This window comes from Streptomyces sp. NPDC088910 (genome assembly GCF_044749865.1).
In the GTDB taxonomy this organism is placed as follows: Bacteria; Actinomycetota; Actinomycetes; order Streptomycetales; family Streptomycetaceae; genus Actinacidiphila.
Map to the genome: position 1 here is coordinate 417,571 of NZ_JBIVIV010000007.1, position 13,640 is coordinate 431,210.

General features: G+C 72.0%; 14 protein-coding genes. 6 read left to right on the forward strand and 8 right to left on the reverse strand.

Annotation, left to right across the window (positions count from 1 at the left end; genetic code table 11):
* Positions 1-74 precede the first annotated feature (74 nt).
* Complete coding sequence (locus ACIP4Z_RS19240) at positions 75-431, forward strand: ATP-binding protein (protein WP_355336901.1); 357 nt, start codon at positions 75-77, stop codon at positions 429-431.
* Between the two features lie 125 nt (positions 432-556).
* On the opposite strand, the gene ACIP4Z_RS19245 is transcribed toward ACIP4Z_RS19240, so the two are convergent.
* From ACIP4Z_RS19245 to ACIP4Z_RS19260, 4 genes are all read right to left on the reverse strand, one after another.
* Positions 557-1,045, reverse strand: a complete 489-nt coding sequence (locus ACIP4Z_RS19245) for a VanZ family protein (RefSeq protein ID WP_401309446.1) — start codon at positions 1,043-1,045, stop codon at positions 557-559.
* Between the two features lie 45 nt (positions 1,046-1,090).
* Positions 1,091-1,690 carry a hypothetical protein gene (locus ACIP4Z_RS19250; protein WP_391050533.1) on the reverse strand — a complete coding sequence of 200 codons (600 nt, stop codon included), beginning with the start codon at positions 1,688-1,690 and terminating at the stop codon, positions 1,091-1,093.
* 131 nt (positions 1,691-1,821) lie between these two features.
* On the reverse strand, positions 1,822-3,558 hold the full coding sequence (locus ACIP4Z_RS19255) for an ATP-binding protein (protein ID WP_401309448.1): 1,737 nt from the start codon (positions 3,556-3,558) through the stop codon (positions 1,822-1,824).
* A complete protein-coding gene (locus ACIP4Z_RS19260) occupies positions 3,555-4,232 on the reverse strand; it encodes a response regulator (RefSeq protein ID WP_188279231.1) in 678 nt (225 codons plus the stop codon). Before ACIP4Z_RS19260 ends, ACIP4Z_RS19255 begins: the two co-directional genes overlap by 4 nt.
* A gap of 284 nt (positions 4,233-4,516) precedes the next feature.
* Here ACIP4Z_RS19260 and ACIP4Z_RS19265 point away from each other — a divergent pair, with 284 nt between their 5' ends.
* Positions 4,517-5,344, forward strand: coding sequence for a SigE family RNA polymerase sigma factor (locus ACIP4Z_RS19265; RefSeq protein ID WP_391163304.1), 828 nt, complete (start codon positions 4,517-4,519; stop codon positions 5,342-5,344).
* A 249-nt stretch (positions 5,345-5,593) separates the two neighbouring features.
* On the opposite strand, the gene ACIP4Z_RS19270 is transcribed toward ACIP4Z_RS19265, so the two are convergent.
* Positions 5,594-6,238: an ATP-binding protein gene (locus ACIP4Z_RS19270; RefSeq protein ID WP_391050535.1), complete on the reverse strand. Its 645-nt coding sequence runs from the start codon at positions 6,236-6,238 to the stop codon at positions 5,594-5,596.
* Positions 6,239-6,353: 115 nt separating this feature from the next.
* Between ACIP4Z_RS19270 and ACIP4Z_RS19275 the strand changes: the two genes are divergently transcribed.
* On the forward strand, positions 6,354-6,734 hold the full coding sequence (locus tag ACIP4Z_RS19275) for a hypothetical protein (RefSeq protein WP_355336906.1): 381 nt from the start codon (positions 6,354-6,356) through the stop codon (positions 6,732-6,734).
* 174 nt (positions 6,735-6,908) lie between these two features.
* Here ACIP4Z_RS19275 and ACIP4Z_RS19280 read toward each other — a convergent pair whose 3' ends face one another.
* Genes ACIP4Z_RS19280 through deoC form a run of 3 tightly spaced genes read right to left on the reverse strand, consistent with a single transcriptional unit; the run spans position 6,909 to position 10,247 of the window.
* Positions 6,909-7,784: an aldehyde dehydrogenase family protein gene (locus ACIP4Z_RS19280; protein WP_401309453.1), complete on the reverse strand. Its 876-nt coding sequence runs from the start codon at positions 7,782-7,784 to the stop codon at positions 6,909-6,911.
* Positions 7,777-9,297 (reverse strand): aldehyde dehydrogenase family protein, encoded by a 1,521-nt coding sequence (locus tag ACIP4Z_RS19285; protein WP_355336908.1) that lies wholly within the window; start codon positions 9,295-9,297, stop codon positions 7,777-7,779. The genes ACIP4Z_RS19280 and ACIP4Z_RS19285 overlap by 8 nt, the downstream gene beginning before the upstream one ends.
* 5 nt (positions 9,298-9,302) lie before the next feature.
* Positions 9,303-10,247 (reverse strand): deoxyribose-phosphate aldolase, encoded by a 945-nt coding sequence (gene deoC / locus ACIP4Z_RS19290; RefSeq protein ID WP_355336909.1) that lies wholly within the window; start codon positions 10,245-10,247, stop codon positions 9,303-9,305.
* A gap of 752 nt (positions 10,248-10,999) precedes the next feature.
* On the opposite strand from deoC, the gene ACIP4Z_RS19295 reads away from it, so the two are divergent.
* The 3 genes from ACIP4Z_RS19295 (at position 11,000) to pstC (ending at position 13,617) form a co-directional block, all read left to right on the forward strand.
* Positions 11,000-11,695 carry a PH domain-containing protein gene (locus tag ACIP4Z_RS19295; protein WP_355336910.1) on the forward strand — a complete coding sequence of 232 codons (696 nt, stop codon included), beginning with the start codon at positions 11,000-11,002 and terminating at the stop codon, positions 11,693-11,695.
* A 260-nt stretch (positions 11,696-11,955) separates the two neighbouring features.
* Positions 11,956-12,342, forward strand: coding sequence for a hypothetical protein (locus ACIP4Z_RS19300; RefSeq protein ID WP_355336911.1), 387 nt, complete (start codon positions 11,956-11,958; stop codon positions 12,340-12,342).
* A gap of 246 nt (positions 12,343-12,588) precedes the next feature.
* Positions 12,589-13,617: a phosphate ABC transporter permease subunit PstC gene (gene pstC, locus ACIP4Z_RS19305; RefSeq protein WP_401309531.1), complete on the forward strand. Its 1,029-nt coding sequence runs from the start codon at positions 12,589-12,591 to the stop codon at positions 13,615-13,617.
* The last annotated feature ends 23 nt before the right edge of the window (positions 13,618-13,640 follow it).

Genomic DNA, 13,640 nt, shown 5'->3' on the forward strand with positions numbered 1-13,640 from the left:
CGGCCGGCCCGAGGGGTGACGGCCGCGCCACGCCGTTTGCACGGCCGGTCAACATCTGACTACGTTCCGAAGTCATGCAGACCCGTACCCAGAAGACCCTCGCCACCACCGTGCTCGGCCTCGCCTTCGCCGCCGCCGCGGCGGGCACCGCCTCCGCGGCCTCCCTCCCGGCCCTGCCGATCACCGACCAGGCCGGTTCGCTGCTCGGCCACGCCGGTTCGCCCACCGTGCTCGACGGGACTCCGGTCGGCACCGCCGCCAAGCTCCTGCCCGGCGCCGCCGACAGCGCCAACGGCGCGCAGCAGGCGCTGACCAACGGCACCTCCGCGCTCCCCGGCAACCCGGGCAAGCTGCTGCCCTCCGGCAACCAGGTCAGCCCGGCGAACGGCCTCCTCGGCGGCCTCCCGGTCGGCGGCCTCACCGGCAAGTAGGCCGCGGACACGTCGGCGCGTCTCCACGTCGGCACGGAGCAAGCAGGCAGGCACCCGGCCGGAGTACGTACCGCCTCGGCGCGTACCGCCTCGGCGCGTACCGCCTCGGTACGTCGGCCGACCGGTCAGACCCCCACGGGCCGCGCCCCCGCCGAGCGATCCTCGGCAGGGGGCGCGGCCCGCTTGCGTGCCTCGCGCCTGCGCAGCGCGCGCCGCGCGGGCGGCACCACCAGGAGGTGCGCCAGCGCCACGCCCGCCGTGTTGAGCAGCAGCGCGTCCACGTCGAAGAGCTGGCCCGGCACCATCGTCTGAAGGAATTCCAGGGTCAGCGACACCATCAGCGAGGCGAAGACCGTCCGCGCGAAGGACGCGAAGCCCGAGGTGCGGACCCGGCCGCCCGCCATCGGCAGCAGCACGCCCAGCGGCGCGAGCAGACCCAGGCCCTCGGCGATCCGCCGGGCCGCCTCGCCCGCGCTCATCGCCAGGTCGGCGCGGATCGTGCCGAACGGCCGCAGATTCGGCGCGGGCACCCACGTCACGTAATGCGGACGCAGCAGCAGCCAGGCGACGAAAGCGAGGTACGCGGCGGTGAGCAGCAGCCCGGCCGCGCGCACCCTGAAACTGGAGCCTTCGTGCCGCACGCCCTCCAAGACGCGGCTTCACCCCACCGCGGTTCCCGCGCTGTCGGCGGCGTCCGGGCGGGTCCGCAGGTCGGGCGTGCAGGCGTAGCGGCGCGGCTTGCTGTCGGGGTCGTCGCCGCCGAGCACCACACCGCCGTCGCCGGTGACCGACGGGTCGTCGACGAGCGTGCAGACGATCTGCGCGAGCGCGAACGACGGCAGCTCGTCCACCGGCTGGTTCAGCCGCAGCGCGTTCTCGGGATCGCCCTTGAACGGCCCCAGGATCTCCAGGCTGCCCGGCACCTCGGTGGAGAAACCGGCCTGCGCCTCGGCCGACAGCGGGCTGCGCTGCAACTGCGCGACCAGCTCCCTGACCTGCGTCAGCCGGTCGATCCTGCCCGGCCGCAGCGTCACGTTCCGCTTGACCGGCGTGGTCTGCATGCTGCACACCAGATACACCTGGCGTACGACGGTGTCCGTCTCCGGCGCCTTGCCGTCGCGCGGCACCGCGCACGACACCCGCGACGGCGCGGGCCCCGCGTCCACCGGGACCGTGGTCGACCGGATGCCGCAGCCGCCGATCAGCGGCAGCGCGGCGAGCAGGACGACGGCCAGCACCTTGCGTGGCGCATGTCTCATCCGGCCGAGGCTCATCGGGCGGCGTCTCATCGAGCGCTGGTTCATCAGGCCGTATCTCGTCGGGCGGTGTCTCGTCGGGCGGTGTCTCGTCGGGCGGTATTTCGTCGGGCGGTATTTCGTCGGGCGGTGTCTCATCGCGCGTCACCGCCGGGCCCCTGCGACGTGCCCGTGGCGCCCGAGCCGTTCGCGCCTCCGTCGCCGTCCGCGTCGTCCTCGTCCTCGTCGGTGCGCGGCCTGACCGGCAGCCGCAGCGTGAAGACCGCGCCGCCGTCCGGGGAGTTGGCCGCCGTGATGTCGCCGCCGTGGATGTGCGCGTTCTCCATCGCGATCGACAGGCCGAGACCGCTGCCTTCGGAGCGGGCGCGCGAGGCGTCGGCCTTGTAGAAGCGGTCGAAGACATGCGGGAGTACGTCCTCGGGGATGCCGGGGCCGTGGTCGGAGACCGCGATGACGACGTCGCCGTCCGCGCCCCCCTCCCTGCGCAGGCTGACCCGGACCGGGGAACCGCCGTGCTTGAGCGCGTTCCCGATCAGATTCGCCATGATCACATCCAGCCGTCGCGGGTCCAGGGTGGCCAGCAGGCCGCGCGGCGCGTCCAGTTCGACCGAGTCGACCCACGCCCTGGCGTCCATGCAGGCCATCACCATGTCCGCGACGTCGACCTCGTCGACCCGCAGCTTCGCGGTGCCCGCGTCGAAGCGGGTGACCTCCATCAACGTTTCCACCAACTCGTTCAGCCGCCGCGTCTCGCTGACCACCAGCCGTACCGCCGGGGCGATCATCGGGTCCAGCGCCTCCGCCTCGTCCTCCAGCACATCGGTGACCGCCGTGATGGCCGTCAGCGGGGTGCGCAACTCGTGCGACATGTCGGCCACGAAGCGGCGGCTGGCCGCCTCCCGCGCGCTCAACTCCTCGACGCGGCTCTCCAGCGCCTCGGCCGCGCTGTTGAACGTCCGTGACATCTCGGCGAGTTCGTCGGTGCCCGACACCTTCAGCCGGGTGTCCAGGTGGCCTTCGCCGAGCCGCTGCGCCGCCTCACCGAGCCGCCGCACCGGACGCAGGACGGTCGAGCCCGCCGCCTGGGCGAGCAGCGCGGCGCCCACCAGAGCGAGCAGGGTCGCGATCCCCAGCGACCAGGCGAGGGAGTTGAGGTCCTTGCGCTCCGCGTCCAGCGACTTGAGCATGTAGCCGGTCGCGCCGTCGTCGTTGATCCGCGCGCCCGCCACCAGGTACGGGCGGCCCTGCAACGAGATCCGCATCCACCGCAGGTGGTAGCGGTTGTGGTCCTTGGCGTCCGGGGTGTTGACCGCCCGCTGCAACTGCGCGGGCACGTCGTCCAGCGTGAACACGTCCCGGTTGGAGGGCGCGGCGCACGGCGCGTTGTCCCGCGTCGTGTCGATCAGCACCACCTGGTACGTGTCGGGTCCGCCGATCCGGCCCGCCGCGGTGTTCAGCGACTCGCAGGTCGGCGAGACCGGCAGCGAGGCCGCGTTGCGCTGCAAGGAGTCACGGAAGTCGTTCAGCGCGCTGTTCTGCGCGCGGGTCAGCACCGCGTCGCGGTTGAGCCAGTACGCGATGCCGGAGACGGAGACGGCGGCCGTGAGCGCGACGGCCGCGAAGACCGCGACCAGGCGCAGCCGCAGACTCGTCCAACGCACCATGCCGGGCGACCAGTTCCAGCCCCGGTCGCGTTCCTGGCCGGTGGCGGAGCCGGTACCGGTGCCGGTGCCGGAGCCGTCGGAACCGCCGTCGTCCGAAGGGCCGTTGTCGGTCGGGCCGCTCTCGGAGGGGTCGTCGTGCCGATCCTGCCGGTCGTGCCGTTCCTGCCCGCCGTGCCCGCCGTTCCCGTCGCCGAACCGCGATGTCACTGGGGCGTGTCCAGGCGGTATCCCACGCCTCTGACCGTACGGATCAGGGTCGGTGACGACGGCACGTCCTCGATCTTGGCGCGCAGCCGCTGCACACACGCGTCGACGAGACGCGAGTCACCGAGGTAGTCGTGCTCCCACACCAGACGCAGCAACTGCTGCCGGGACAGCGCCTGTCCCGGCCTGCGGCTCAGTTCGAGCAGCAGGCGCAGCTCGGTCGGTGTGAGCTGAAGGTCCTCGCCGTCCTTCGTCACCGTCATGGCACTGCGGTCGATGACGATCGCGCCGAAGGCCGCGGAGTCGGTGCTGTCCCGCTCGCCGCGCCGCAGCACCGCCCGGATGCGGGCGTCGAGCACCCGCGGCTGCACCGGCTTGATCACGTAGTCGTCGGCCCCGGACTCCAGCCCCACCACCACGTCGATGTCGTCGCTGCGCGCGGTGAGCAGGATGATCGGGAGCTGGTCGGTACGGCGGATGCGCCGGCACACCTCGAACCCGTCGATCCCCGGCAGCATCACGTCCAGCACGATCAGGTCGGGGCGCTGCTCCTTGAGCAGCTTCAGGCCGTCCTCGCCCGTCGCAGCGGCCACCACGCGGTGACCCTGACGGGACAGGCCGAGTTCGAGGCCCGTACGGATGGCGTCGTCATCCTCGATAAGCAACAGGAAAGGCACGCCGGTCATTGTTGCCTAACGACGGCGTCCGCATGAAGTGCGGGGACCTTCCGTCCTGACATGACCCTGTCCGCGTGACCTGCTCGTGACCTGCTGACCGGCGGTGCCGCACCCGGGCCGACCGGTCGGTCACGCGGCGCGCGGCCTCTGTGACGGGCCTGTGACACTCGGCGGACAGCGTCATGAAACTGGCCCGGCAGTCTGTTGTCACATCGGAAGAGCGCACGCCGTACCGGATGCGACGCCGAAGACCACGCATCAGGTTCCAACGACGGGGGCGGGACATGAACACACTGCACATCACCACCGACACCGCGGTTCATGCGACGCACACGCACTCGGCGCACTCCACGGGGACCTGCGCCGTCCGCACCACGGAGAAGTCCGGCGCCGCGAACGGACGGGGGTACGTCCGCGGCGCCGTACGCGGCACCTCGTACCCGACGAGCGCCCGGCACCGCCCGCCGTTCATGGCAGCGGTCGACAGCGGCGCCGAGCACCAGGCGAAGCCCGTACCGTCCGCGACCACCGCCGACCAGCCGTCCGGCACCTTCGACGGCGCCGCCGCCCGCACCCCGGCGCGGGCCGAGGCCGAAGCGGCCTTCACCGCCTACGTCCAGGAGCGCCGCGCGTCGCTCTACGCGACCGCGTACCACCTCACCGGGGACCGCTTCGCGGCCGAGGACCTGCTCCAGAGCGCCCTGTTCTCCACCTACCGGGCCTGGGACCGGATCAGCGACAAGGCGGCCGTCGGCGGCTACCTGCGGCGCACCATGACCAATCTGCACATCAGCGCCTGGCGGCGGCGCAAGCTCAGCGAGTACCCGACGGAGGAGCTGCCCGAGACGGTCGGCGACACCGACGAGATGGGCGGCACCGAACTGCGCGCCGTCCTGTGGCAGGCGCTCGCCCGGCTGCCCGAGCAGCAGCGCACCATGCTCGTGCTCCGCTACTACGAGGGCCGCACCGACCCCGAGATCGCCGACATCCTCGGGATCAGCGTCGGCACCGTCAAGAGCAGCATCTGGCGCTCCCTGCGCCGCATGCGCGACGACGAGGCCCTGAGCTTCGGCCGCGACGAGGAGGACGCCTTCGGCGAACTGGTCGCCTGAGGGCCGTCCGAGGCCCAGCTCAAGGCCAAGGATTTCCACACGCCGGTACGGGGGCCGGTCGGGGGGACACGGGGGAGCAGGGGGGAAACGGGGGGGTACCGGGGGGTACGGGGGAGCAGGGTCGGACGGCCAGGGGAATGCCGTCCGGCCCTGTCGTACGTCCACTGCCGTACAGCTCTACGGCTCTACGGCTCTACAGCTCTACGGCTTTGCGGCTCTACAGCTTTGCGGCTTTATAGCTCTACGGCGTCACGCCTCGGCCGGGACGCGGGGCAGCGGGGGCGCGGGGGTGACGGCCGCGGCGATACGTTCCAGCGCCTCGTCACGGCCGCAGGGGTGGCAGCCGAGAGCGGTCTGACGGGCCACGATCGCGCGTTCCGCGCGCATGAGGTTCCAGCCCCTGCGGACCAGGAACGGCACCGACTTCCGCGCCTCGCGCAGATCCCGTACGAAACGCCGGCGCGCCGTCGTCGTCGGGCGTCCGCGCAGGCACAGCGCGTCCGCGAGCAGCCCCAGCTCCCGGCAGCGCCCGGCGATCTCGGCGGCGAAGATGCCTTCGGCGACGAAGACGGGTGCTCCGCCGAGGTCGAGGCGGGTACGGCCGGTGACCGAACTCGTCGCGATGTCGTAGACCGGGGTGTCGGCGGCGCCGTCCGCGCAGAGCGCGGCCACGGCCGCGAGCGCCGCGTCCGCGTTCCACGAACCCGGGGCGTCCCAGTCGGTGCCCGCGCCGCTGGGCAGGGCGGGCAGAGTCGGGTCGTCGCACGCCTTGTAGAAGTCGTCGAGGGCCAGCACCGGCAGTCCGGCACGGGTGGCGAGGGACGATTTGCCGGACCCCGAGGGGCCGGTCAGCAGGATCACACGGGAGCGAAGCGACACCGGGGATGAACTCACGGAGAACAATTGTCCCGTATCCCCGGCCGGGGGACGACCCGCCGTAGGACAACTACCCTGCGCGGTCATTGCGTTACGCTGCGCCAGGAAGACTCCCGTCGACAGGAACCGGTCCATGCCCTCGCTCCGTACCGCCCTCGCCCTGACCCTCACCGCCGCCGCGGCCGCCGTCGTCGTACCGGCCGGTGTCGCCGCCGCCGATCCCCTCGCGGCGGCCCAGAGCGCCACCGACGCCCTCCCGACGTCCGACGTCACCTCCGCGCTCCCCACCCAGTACGTCACCGGCGCACTCGGCGCGGGCGTCGCCCCCGTCCGCGACCTCACGATCGATCCGTTGAGCAACACCGGTGTCGACCCGCTCGACAACGCCGTCGGCTCCCAGGTCGCCGATTTCCACCCCGTCTCCACCTCCGCCGTGACCGCTCCGATCACCAACGGGGGCTCCCTCGGCACGCTTCCCCTGGTGGGACCTGTCACCGGGCTTCTTCCGCACTGAGCGGTTCCTTTGCCGGGGACGGCAGGCCGATTTTTCAGGGGCGCGGGGAGCTGCGCGGCCCGCCCCCACCGGCCGGTGGTCCGGAGACCACCGATCTGCCCCTCTGGGGCGGGTGGTGACGTGCACGCACGTCGTGGCTTGTCGCGCAGTTCCTCGCGCCCCTACGGGGACCCGTCAGGCGCCGATGGGGTGCCAGACGGTTTTGGTCTCGAGCCACGCGGTGAGGCGGGAGAGGCCGGGGTCCGTCCCCCAGTCCTCCGGCGCCGGACGGCGCACCCGCTTCAAGTTGTCGGCCGCGCCCCGCTCCAACTCGGCGGCGAGGTCCGCGTCGGCGCCGGTGAGGTCGAGGCCGTTGACGTCCTGGTGGGCGGCGAGGGGCGCGGCGATCTCGGAGGTGCGGCCGGAGAGGATGTTGACGACGCCGCCCGGCACGTCGGAGGTGGCGAGGACTTCGCCGAGGGAGAGCGCGGGCAGCGGCGAGCGCTCGGAGGCGACGACCACCGCGGTGTTCCCCGTGGCGATCACCGGGGCGAGGACCGAGACCAGGCCGAGGAAGGACGAGTCCTGGGGAGCCAGGACGGCGACCACACCGGTCGGCTCGGGCGTCGAGAGGTTGAAGTAAGGACCGGCCACCTGGTTGGCGCCCCCTACCGCCTGGGCGATCTTGTCGGTCCAGCCCGCGTACCAGACCCAGCGGTCGACGGCGGCGTCGACGGCGGCCCCGGCCTTCGTCTTGGAGAGCCCCTCGGCCTCCGCGACCTCGCGGACGAACTGCTCGCGCCGCCCCTCCAGCATCTCCGCGACGCGGTACAGCACCTGCCCGCGGTTGTACGCGGTCGCGCCCGACCAGCCGGACACGGCCTTGCGGGCGGCGACCACCGCGTCCCGCGCGTCCTTGCGGGACGCCTGCGGCGCGTTGGCCAGCCAGGCGCCGCCCTTGGAGTCCGTCACCTCGTACACCCGACCGCTCTCACTGCGGGGGAACTTGCCCCCGACGTACAGCTTGTAGGTCTTGAACACGCTCAGCCGAGCGTCGCGGACGTCAGACATCGAGGTACCCCTCCAGGCCGTGCCGACCGCCCTCGCGGCCGTAACCGGACTCCTTGTAGCCGCCGAAGGGGGAGGCCGGATCGAACTTGTTGAACGTGTTCGCCCACACCACACCGGCCCGGAGCTTGTTCGCCATCGACAGGATGCGCGAGCCCTTCTCGGTCCAGATGCCCGCGGACAGGCCGTACGGGGTGTTGTTGGCCTTCTCGACCGCCTCGGCCGGGGTGCGGAAGGTCAGCACCGACAGGACCGGGCCGAAGATCTCCTCGCGGGCGATGCGGTGCGCCTGGGTGACGCCGGTGAACAGCGTCGGCGCGAACCAGTAACCGGCGTCGGGCAGTTCGCACGCCGGGGCCCAGCGCTCGGCGCCCTCCTCCTCACCGGCCTGCGCCAGCGCGGTGATCCGGGCCAACTGCTCGGCCGAGTTGATCGCGCCGATGTCGGTGTTCTTGTCCAGCGGGTCGCCGACCCGCAGCGTCGCCATCCGCCGCTTGAGCGCGTCGAGCACCTCGTCCTGCACCGATTCCTGGACCAGCAGCCGGGAGCCCGCGCAGCAGACATGGCCCTGGTTGAAGAAGATGCCGTTGACGATGCCCTCGACGGCCTGGTCGACCGGGGCGTCGTCGAAGACGATGTTCGCCGCCTTGCCGCCCAACTCCAGCGTGACCTTCTTGTCCGTGCCCGCGACCGTACGGGCGATGGCCTTGCCGACCCCGGTGGAGCCGGTGAAGGCGACCTTGTCCACGCCCTCGTGCGCGACCAGGGCCGCGCCCGCGTCCCCGTACCCCGTCAGGATGTTGACGACACCGCGCGGGAGGCCCGCCTGGCGGCAGACGTCGGCGAAGAACAGCGCGGACAGCGGGGTGGTCTCGGCGGGCTTGAGCACCACCGTGTTGCCCGCGGCGAGCGCCGGGGCGATCTTCCAGGCCAGCATCAGCAGCGGGAAGTTCCACGGGATGACCTGGCCGGCCACGCCGAGCGGGCGCGGGTCGGGGCCGTAGCCCGCGTACGCCAGCTTGTCGGCCCAGCCCGCGTAGTAGAAGAAGTGCGCGGCGACCAGCGGGAGGTCGACGTCGCGGGTCTCGCGGATCGGCTTGCCGTTGTCCAGTGACTCCAGCACCGCCAGTTCGCGGGAGCGCTCCTGGATGATGCGGGCGATCCTGAAGAGGTACTTGCCGCGCTCGGCGCCCGGCAGCGCGGACCACTTCTCGAACGCCTTGCGGGCCGCCTTCACCGCGCGGTCCACGTCCGCCTCGCCCGCGCGCGCGACCTCGGCGAGGACTTCCTCGCTGGACGGCGAGACGGACTTGAAGACGGTGCCGTCGGCGGCGGCGGTGAACTCGCCGTCGATGAACAGGCCGTAGGAAGGCGCGATGTCGACGACGGACCGCGACTCGGGCGCGGGCGCGTACGCGAATTTCTGGCCGGGTCGCTGGCCGGGATTCCGGCCGGGCCGCACGCCGGGCTGGCCGGTGCTCTGGCCGGTGCTCTGGTCGGTGCTCTGGTCGGTCATGGTTTTCAGTCCACCGTCACGTAATCGGGACCGGAGTACCGGCCGGTGCTGAGCTTTTGACGCTGCATCAGCAGATCGTTGAGCAGGCTGGAGGCGCCGAAGCGGAACCAGTCGGGGGACAGCCAGTCGTCGCCGAGCGTCTCGTTGACCATCACCAGGTACTTCACGGCGTCCTTGGAGGTCCGGATGCCGCCCGCGGGCTTCACTCCGACCTGTACGCCGACGGCCGCGCGGAAGTCGCGGACCGCTTCCAGCATGAGCAGGGTGTTCGCGGGGGTCGCGTTGACCGCGACCTTGCCGGTCGAGGTCTTGATGAAGTCCGCGCCCGCCAGCATCGCCAGCCAGGAGCAGCGGCGGATGTTGTCGTACGTCGCCAGCTCGCCGTTCTCGAAGATCACCTTCAGGTGGGCGGCGCTCTCGCCGTCGGGGCGGGCGCACGCCTCCTTGACGGCGCGGATCTCCTCGAAGACGTCCATGTAGCGGCCGGACAGGAACGCGCCGCGGTCGATCACCATGTCGATCTCGTCCGCGCCGGCCGCGACCGCGTCGGCGGTGTCGGCCAGCTTCACGTCGCGCGCGACCCGGCCGGCCGGGAAGGCCGTCGCCACCGAGGCGACGTGCACGCCGGAGTCGCCCAGGGCCTCTTTGGCCGTCGCCACCATGTCGGGGTACACGCAGATCGCCGCGACCTTCGGGGTCGTGCGGTCGGTCGGGTCAGGACGCACGCCCTTCGCGCACAGCGCCCGGACCTTGCCGTGCGTGTCCGCGCCCTCCAGCGTCGTCAGGTCGATCATCGAGATCGCCAGGTCGATGGCGTACGCCTTCGCCGTCGTCTTGATCGACCGTGTGCCGAGCGACGCCGCCCGTCCTTCCAGGCCCACCGCGTCCACCCCCGGCAGTCCGTGCAGGAAGCGGCGCAGGGCGCTGTCCGAAGCGGTCACATCCGACATCGTCGCCGTACGGCGCGCGGCATCGGGATCATAGGCGGGGACTACCGGCGTAGGCGGCGGCGAAGACATGGTCACCACCTCAGCATATCTACGCGCGTAGCAACCCGCCACCCCCCTCCGGGCGAGGGTTCCCCCACCCTCGACGGCCCCCGATCTCCCGGGGCTCCCCTCTGAACCCTTCTCCGCCTTGGGCGGCGGGCCGATCTTTTTGGGGGCGCGGGAACTGCGCGGTCAGCCACGGCGCTCCCGCAGGTCGCCACCGGCCCCGGCGGGGCAGCACGGTTGTTTCCCGGCCAACGGCCGGTGGTGGGTTGCTCGCGCGGTTCCTCGCGCCCCTGACGGGGCGGGCCCCTTTCGCATGGGGGGCGGGCCGGTCTTTTGAGGGGCGCGGGGAACTGCGCGGCCAGCCATGGCGCTTCGCGCAGGTCGCCACCGGCCCCGGCTGGGCAGCCCGGTTGTTTCCCGGCCAACGGCCGGTGGTGGGTTGCGCGCGCAGTTCCTCGCGCGCCTGGCGGGGCGGCGGGCCGGTCTTTTGAGGGGCGCGGGGAACTGCGCGGTCAGTTGGAGCGCTCCCGCAGGTCACCACCGGCCCCGGCGGGGCAGCACGGTTGTTTCCCGGCCAGCGGCCAGTGGTGGGTTGCTCGCGCGGTTCCTCGCGCGCCTGGCGGGAAGTGCGGGTTTGGGGGAAAGATGCGGGAACGCAACAGGGCTGGGGCCGAGGGCGGCGGCTCGGTGGGGCAGAATCGGGGATTATGACGAGCCACCACAACCGCCCGGCCGCGCAGGCCACCACGCCCGACCCGGCAGGCGGGACACCGCAGTACCCCGACCGGGTCTACCGCTCGGTGGCCGGACTGTGCGCCGGTGTGCTGCTGCTGGTGCTCGCGCTGTGGCTGGGCGGCGACGCCGTGGTGCACGGCAAGGGACACGCGCCGTGGCTGGCGCTGGCCTCACTGCTGCTGGCGATCCCGTTGATCGTGGCGTTCACCTTGCGGCCCGCCGTCTACGCGGGCGAGCAGCGGCTCAAGGTCCGCAACCCGTTCAGGACGATCTCGGTGGCGTGGGCCGGCGTCGAGTCGCTGCGCGCGTCGTTCTCGAACGAGCTGTTCGCGGGCGGCAAGAAGTACCAGATCTGGGCGATCCCGGTCTCGCTGCGCGCGCGCAAGCGCGCGACCAAGCAGCAGATGCGCGCCAAGGCGGCGGGCGACGACCCCTTCGGCGCGCCCCCGCGCCGCAAGCCGCGCCCCGGCCTCCCGGTCGACGACGACGGCGCCTACCGTTCGCCCTCCGACCAGGCCATCCACGAGCTGCGCGAGCTCAAGGAGCGGCACGGCGCCGACGACGGCTCCGAGCCCCCGAAGCCCGAGATCCGCTGGGCCTACGAGGTCATCGCCCCGGCCGTCGCCGGATTCGTCGTCCTCGTCGTCCTCCTCGCCATCGGCGGCTGACCCTCCCCCCGAGGCCCCCCTGAGCCCTGCGGAGGCCCCCCGAGGCCCCCGCGCCGCCCGGCGCACCCTGCGCACGTCACCCCTAGCGACCATCCGTGAACAAGGGGCAACTTCGCGGTGAAGGATGCCGTGGGCAACCTGTGAGACAACCCTCAATTATCTGAGGACACATACATTGCCCGTGCCGCACGATCTACCGCGCGTGCGGCCTTCCTCGACGTGGGGCGACAAAGAGGTCATCAGGGGTGGGGTTGCGGCAGATGGCAGGAGAGATCGGTGGGGCCAGTGTGGTGGGGACACGGTGTCAGATCGACATCGACGAGAACGGGTGGCACTCGTGGCGACTGACGGCGAACAACGGCCGGGTGATCGCTCTCGGGGCGAACGCGTATCCGGACGACGCCGCGTGCAGGGCGTCCTTCGAGGGGCTGTGCGAGAGCGCGGAGGGACTGGCGGGCGGAGTACAGCACGCCGCCGAGTCCAATGGATGGATCTGGCGGTTACGGGACAGTGAGGGTCGTGTGCAGGCCGTATCGGCGCGGGCGTACGAGCGGCACTCGACGTGCCAGGCCGCGTACGACCGGTTCCGTCTGACGCTGCTCGGGCTCGGCGCCGCCGAATCCGTGCCCTGGGACGACGCGAGCTGATCGAAGAACCTCAACGGCCACGTTCCGTGCCGCGCCGACGCGCGGCGGGACGTGGCCGCCGTGTTTCCCCGCCCGGCCGGCCCCCGCGCCCGCCCGCGCCCCGCGCCCCGCCCGCCGCCCCCCGGCCCGTACGGCTGTACGGCCCACGTGATTCCGTACGGAAACCGAAGTTGCCCCTACGGGTGCTGTCGTTCACATCGGCTTGCGAATGCGGCCATCGCGGACCATGAGCGTCAATGCGTGACGATGCGAACACTGGCGAGAACCGGCGAGCCGGACCAGGGTGACGGGCCCGGAGCCGACAGCGCCCGGCGGCTGCACGCCGACTCGGGGCTGCCCGACCGGGTGTTCAGGGCAGTGGCGCGCGGCGGCGGCAGCCTGGTGCTCGTCGTGATGCTGCTGGTCGGCGGATTCCTGCTGTACCGGGCGTGGCAGGCGCTGCGCAAGGTGGGCGTTCCGGCGTTCCTGACCACCGCCGAATGGGACCCGGACGCCGGGCACTTCGGCATCGCGGCGGTCATCATCGGCACGGTGCTGATCGCGGCGGTCGCCATCGTCATCGCGGTGCCGATGGCGATCGGCACGGCGCTGTACATCTCGGAGTACGCCCCCGCCAGGCTGCGCCGCACGCTGGTCAGCACCGTGGACCTGATGGCCGCCGTGCCGTCGGTGGTCTACGGCCTGTGGGGGCTGTTCTTCCTCCAGGGCACGGTGATCGGCCTGGCCCGCTGGCTGTCGACGTACTTCGGCTGGATCCCGCTCTTCCACGTGGACGGCGCCGACCCGCACGACCCGCTCGCCACCGCGACCGTCTACACCGCGTCCACCTTCGTCGCCGGGATCGTCGTGGCCATGATGGTCACCCCGATCATCTGCTCGATCATCCGCGAGGTGTTCTCGCAGGCCCCGGTGGGGGAGCGGGAGGGCGCGTACGCGCTGGGCGCGACCCGCTGGGGCATGATCCGCTCGGTCGTCCTGCCGTACGGCATGGGCGGCATGATCGGCGGCACCATGCTCGGCCTGGGCCGCGCGCTCGGCGAGACCATCGGCGTCTACCTGGTCATCTCGCCGATCTTCGTCATCCAGCCGCACATCCTCCAGAGCGGCACCAGCTCCGTCTCGTCGCTGATCGCGCTGCGGTACGGCGAGGCCAGCCCGCTGGGCATGTCCGCGCTGATGGCCGCGGGTCTGGCCCTCTTCCTCATGACGCTGGTGGTCAACTTCGCCGCTTCGTCGATCGTCGCCCGCAGCCGGTCCGGCGCCACCGCCGAGTAGCCGCCCAGTAGCCGAGCCGCTGA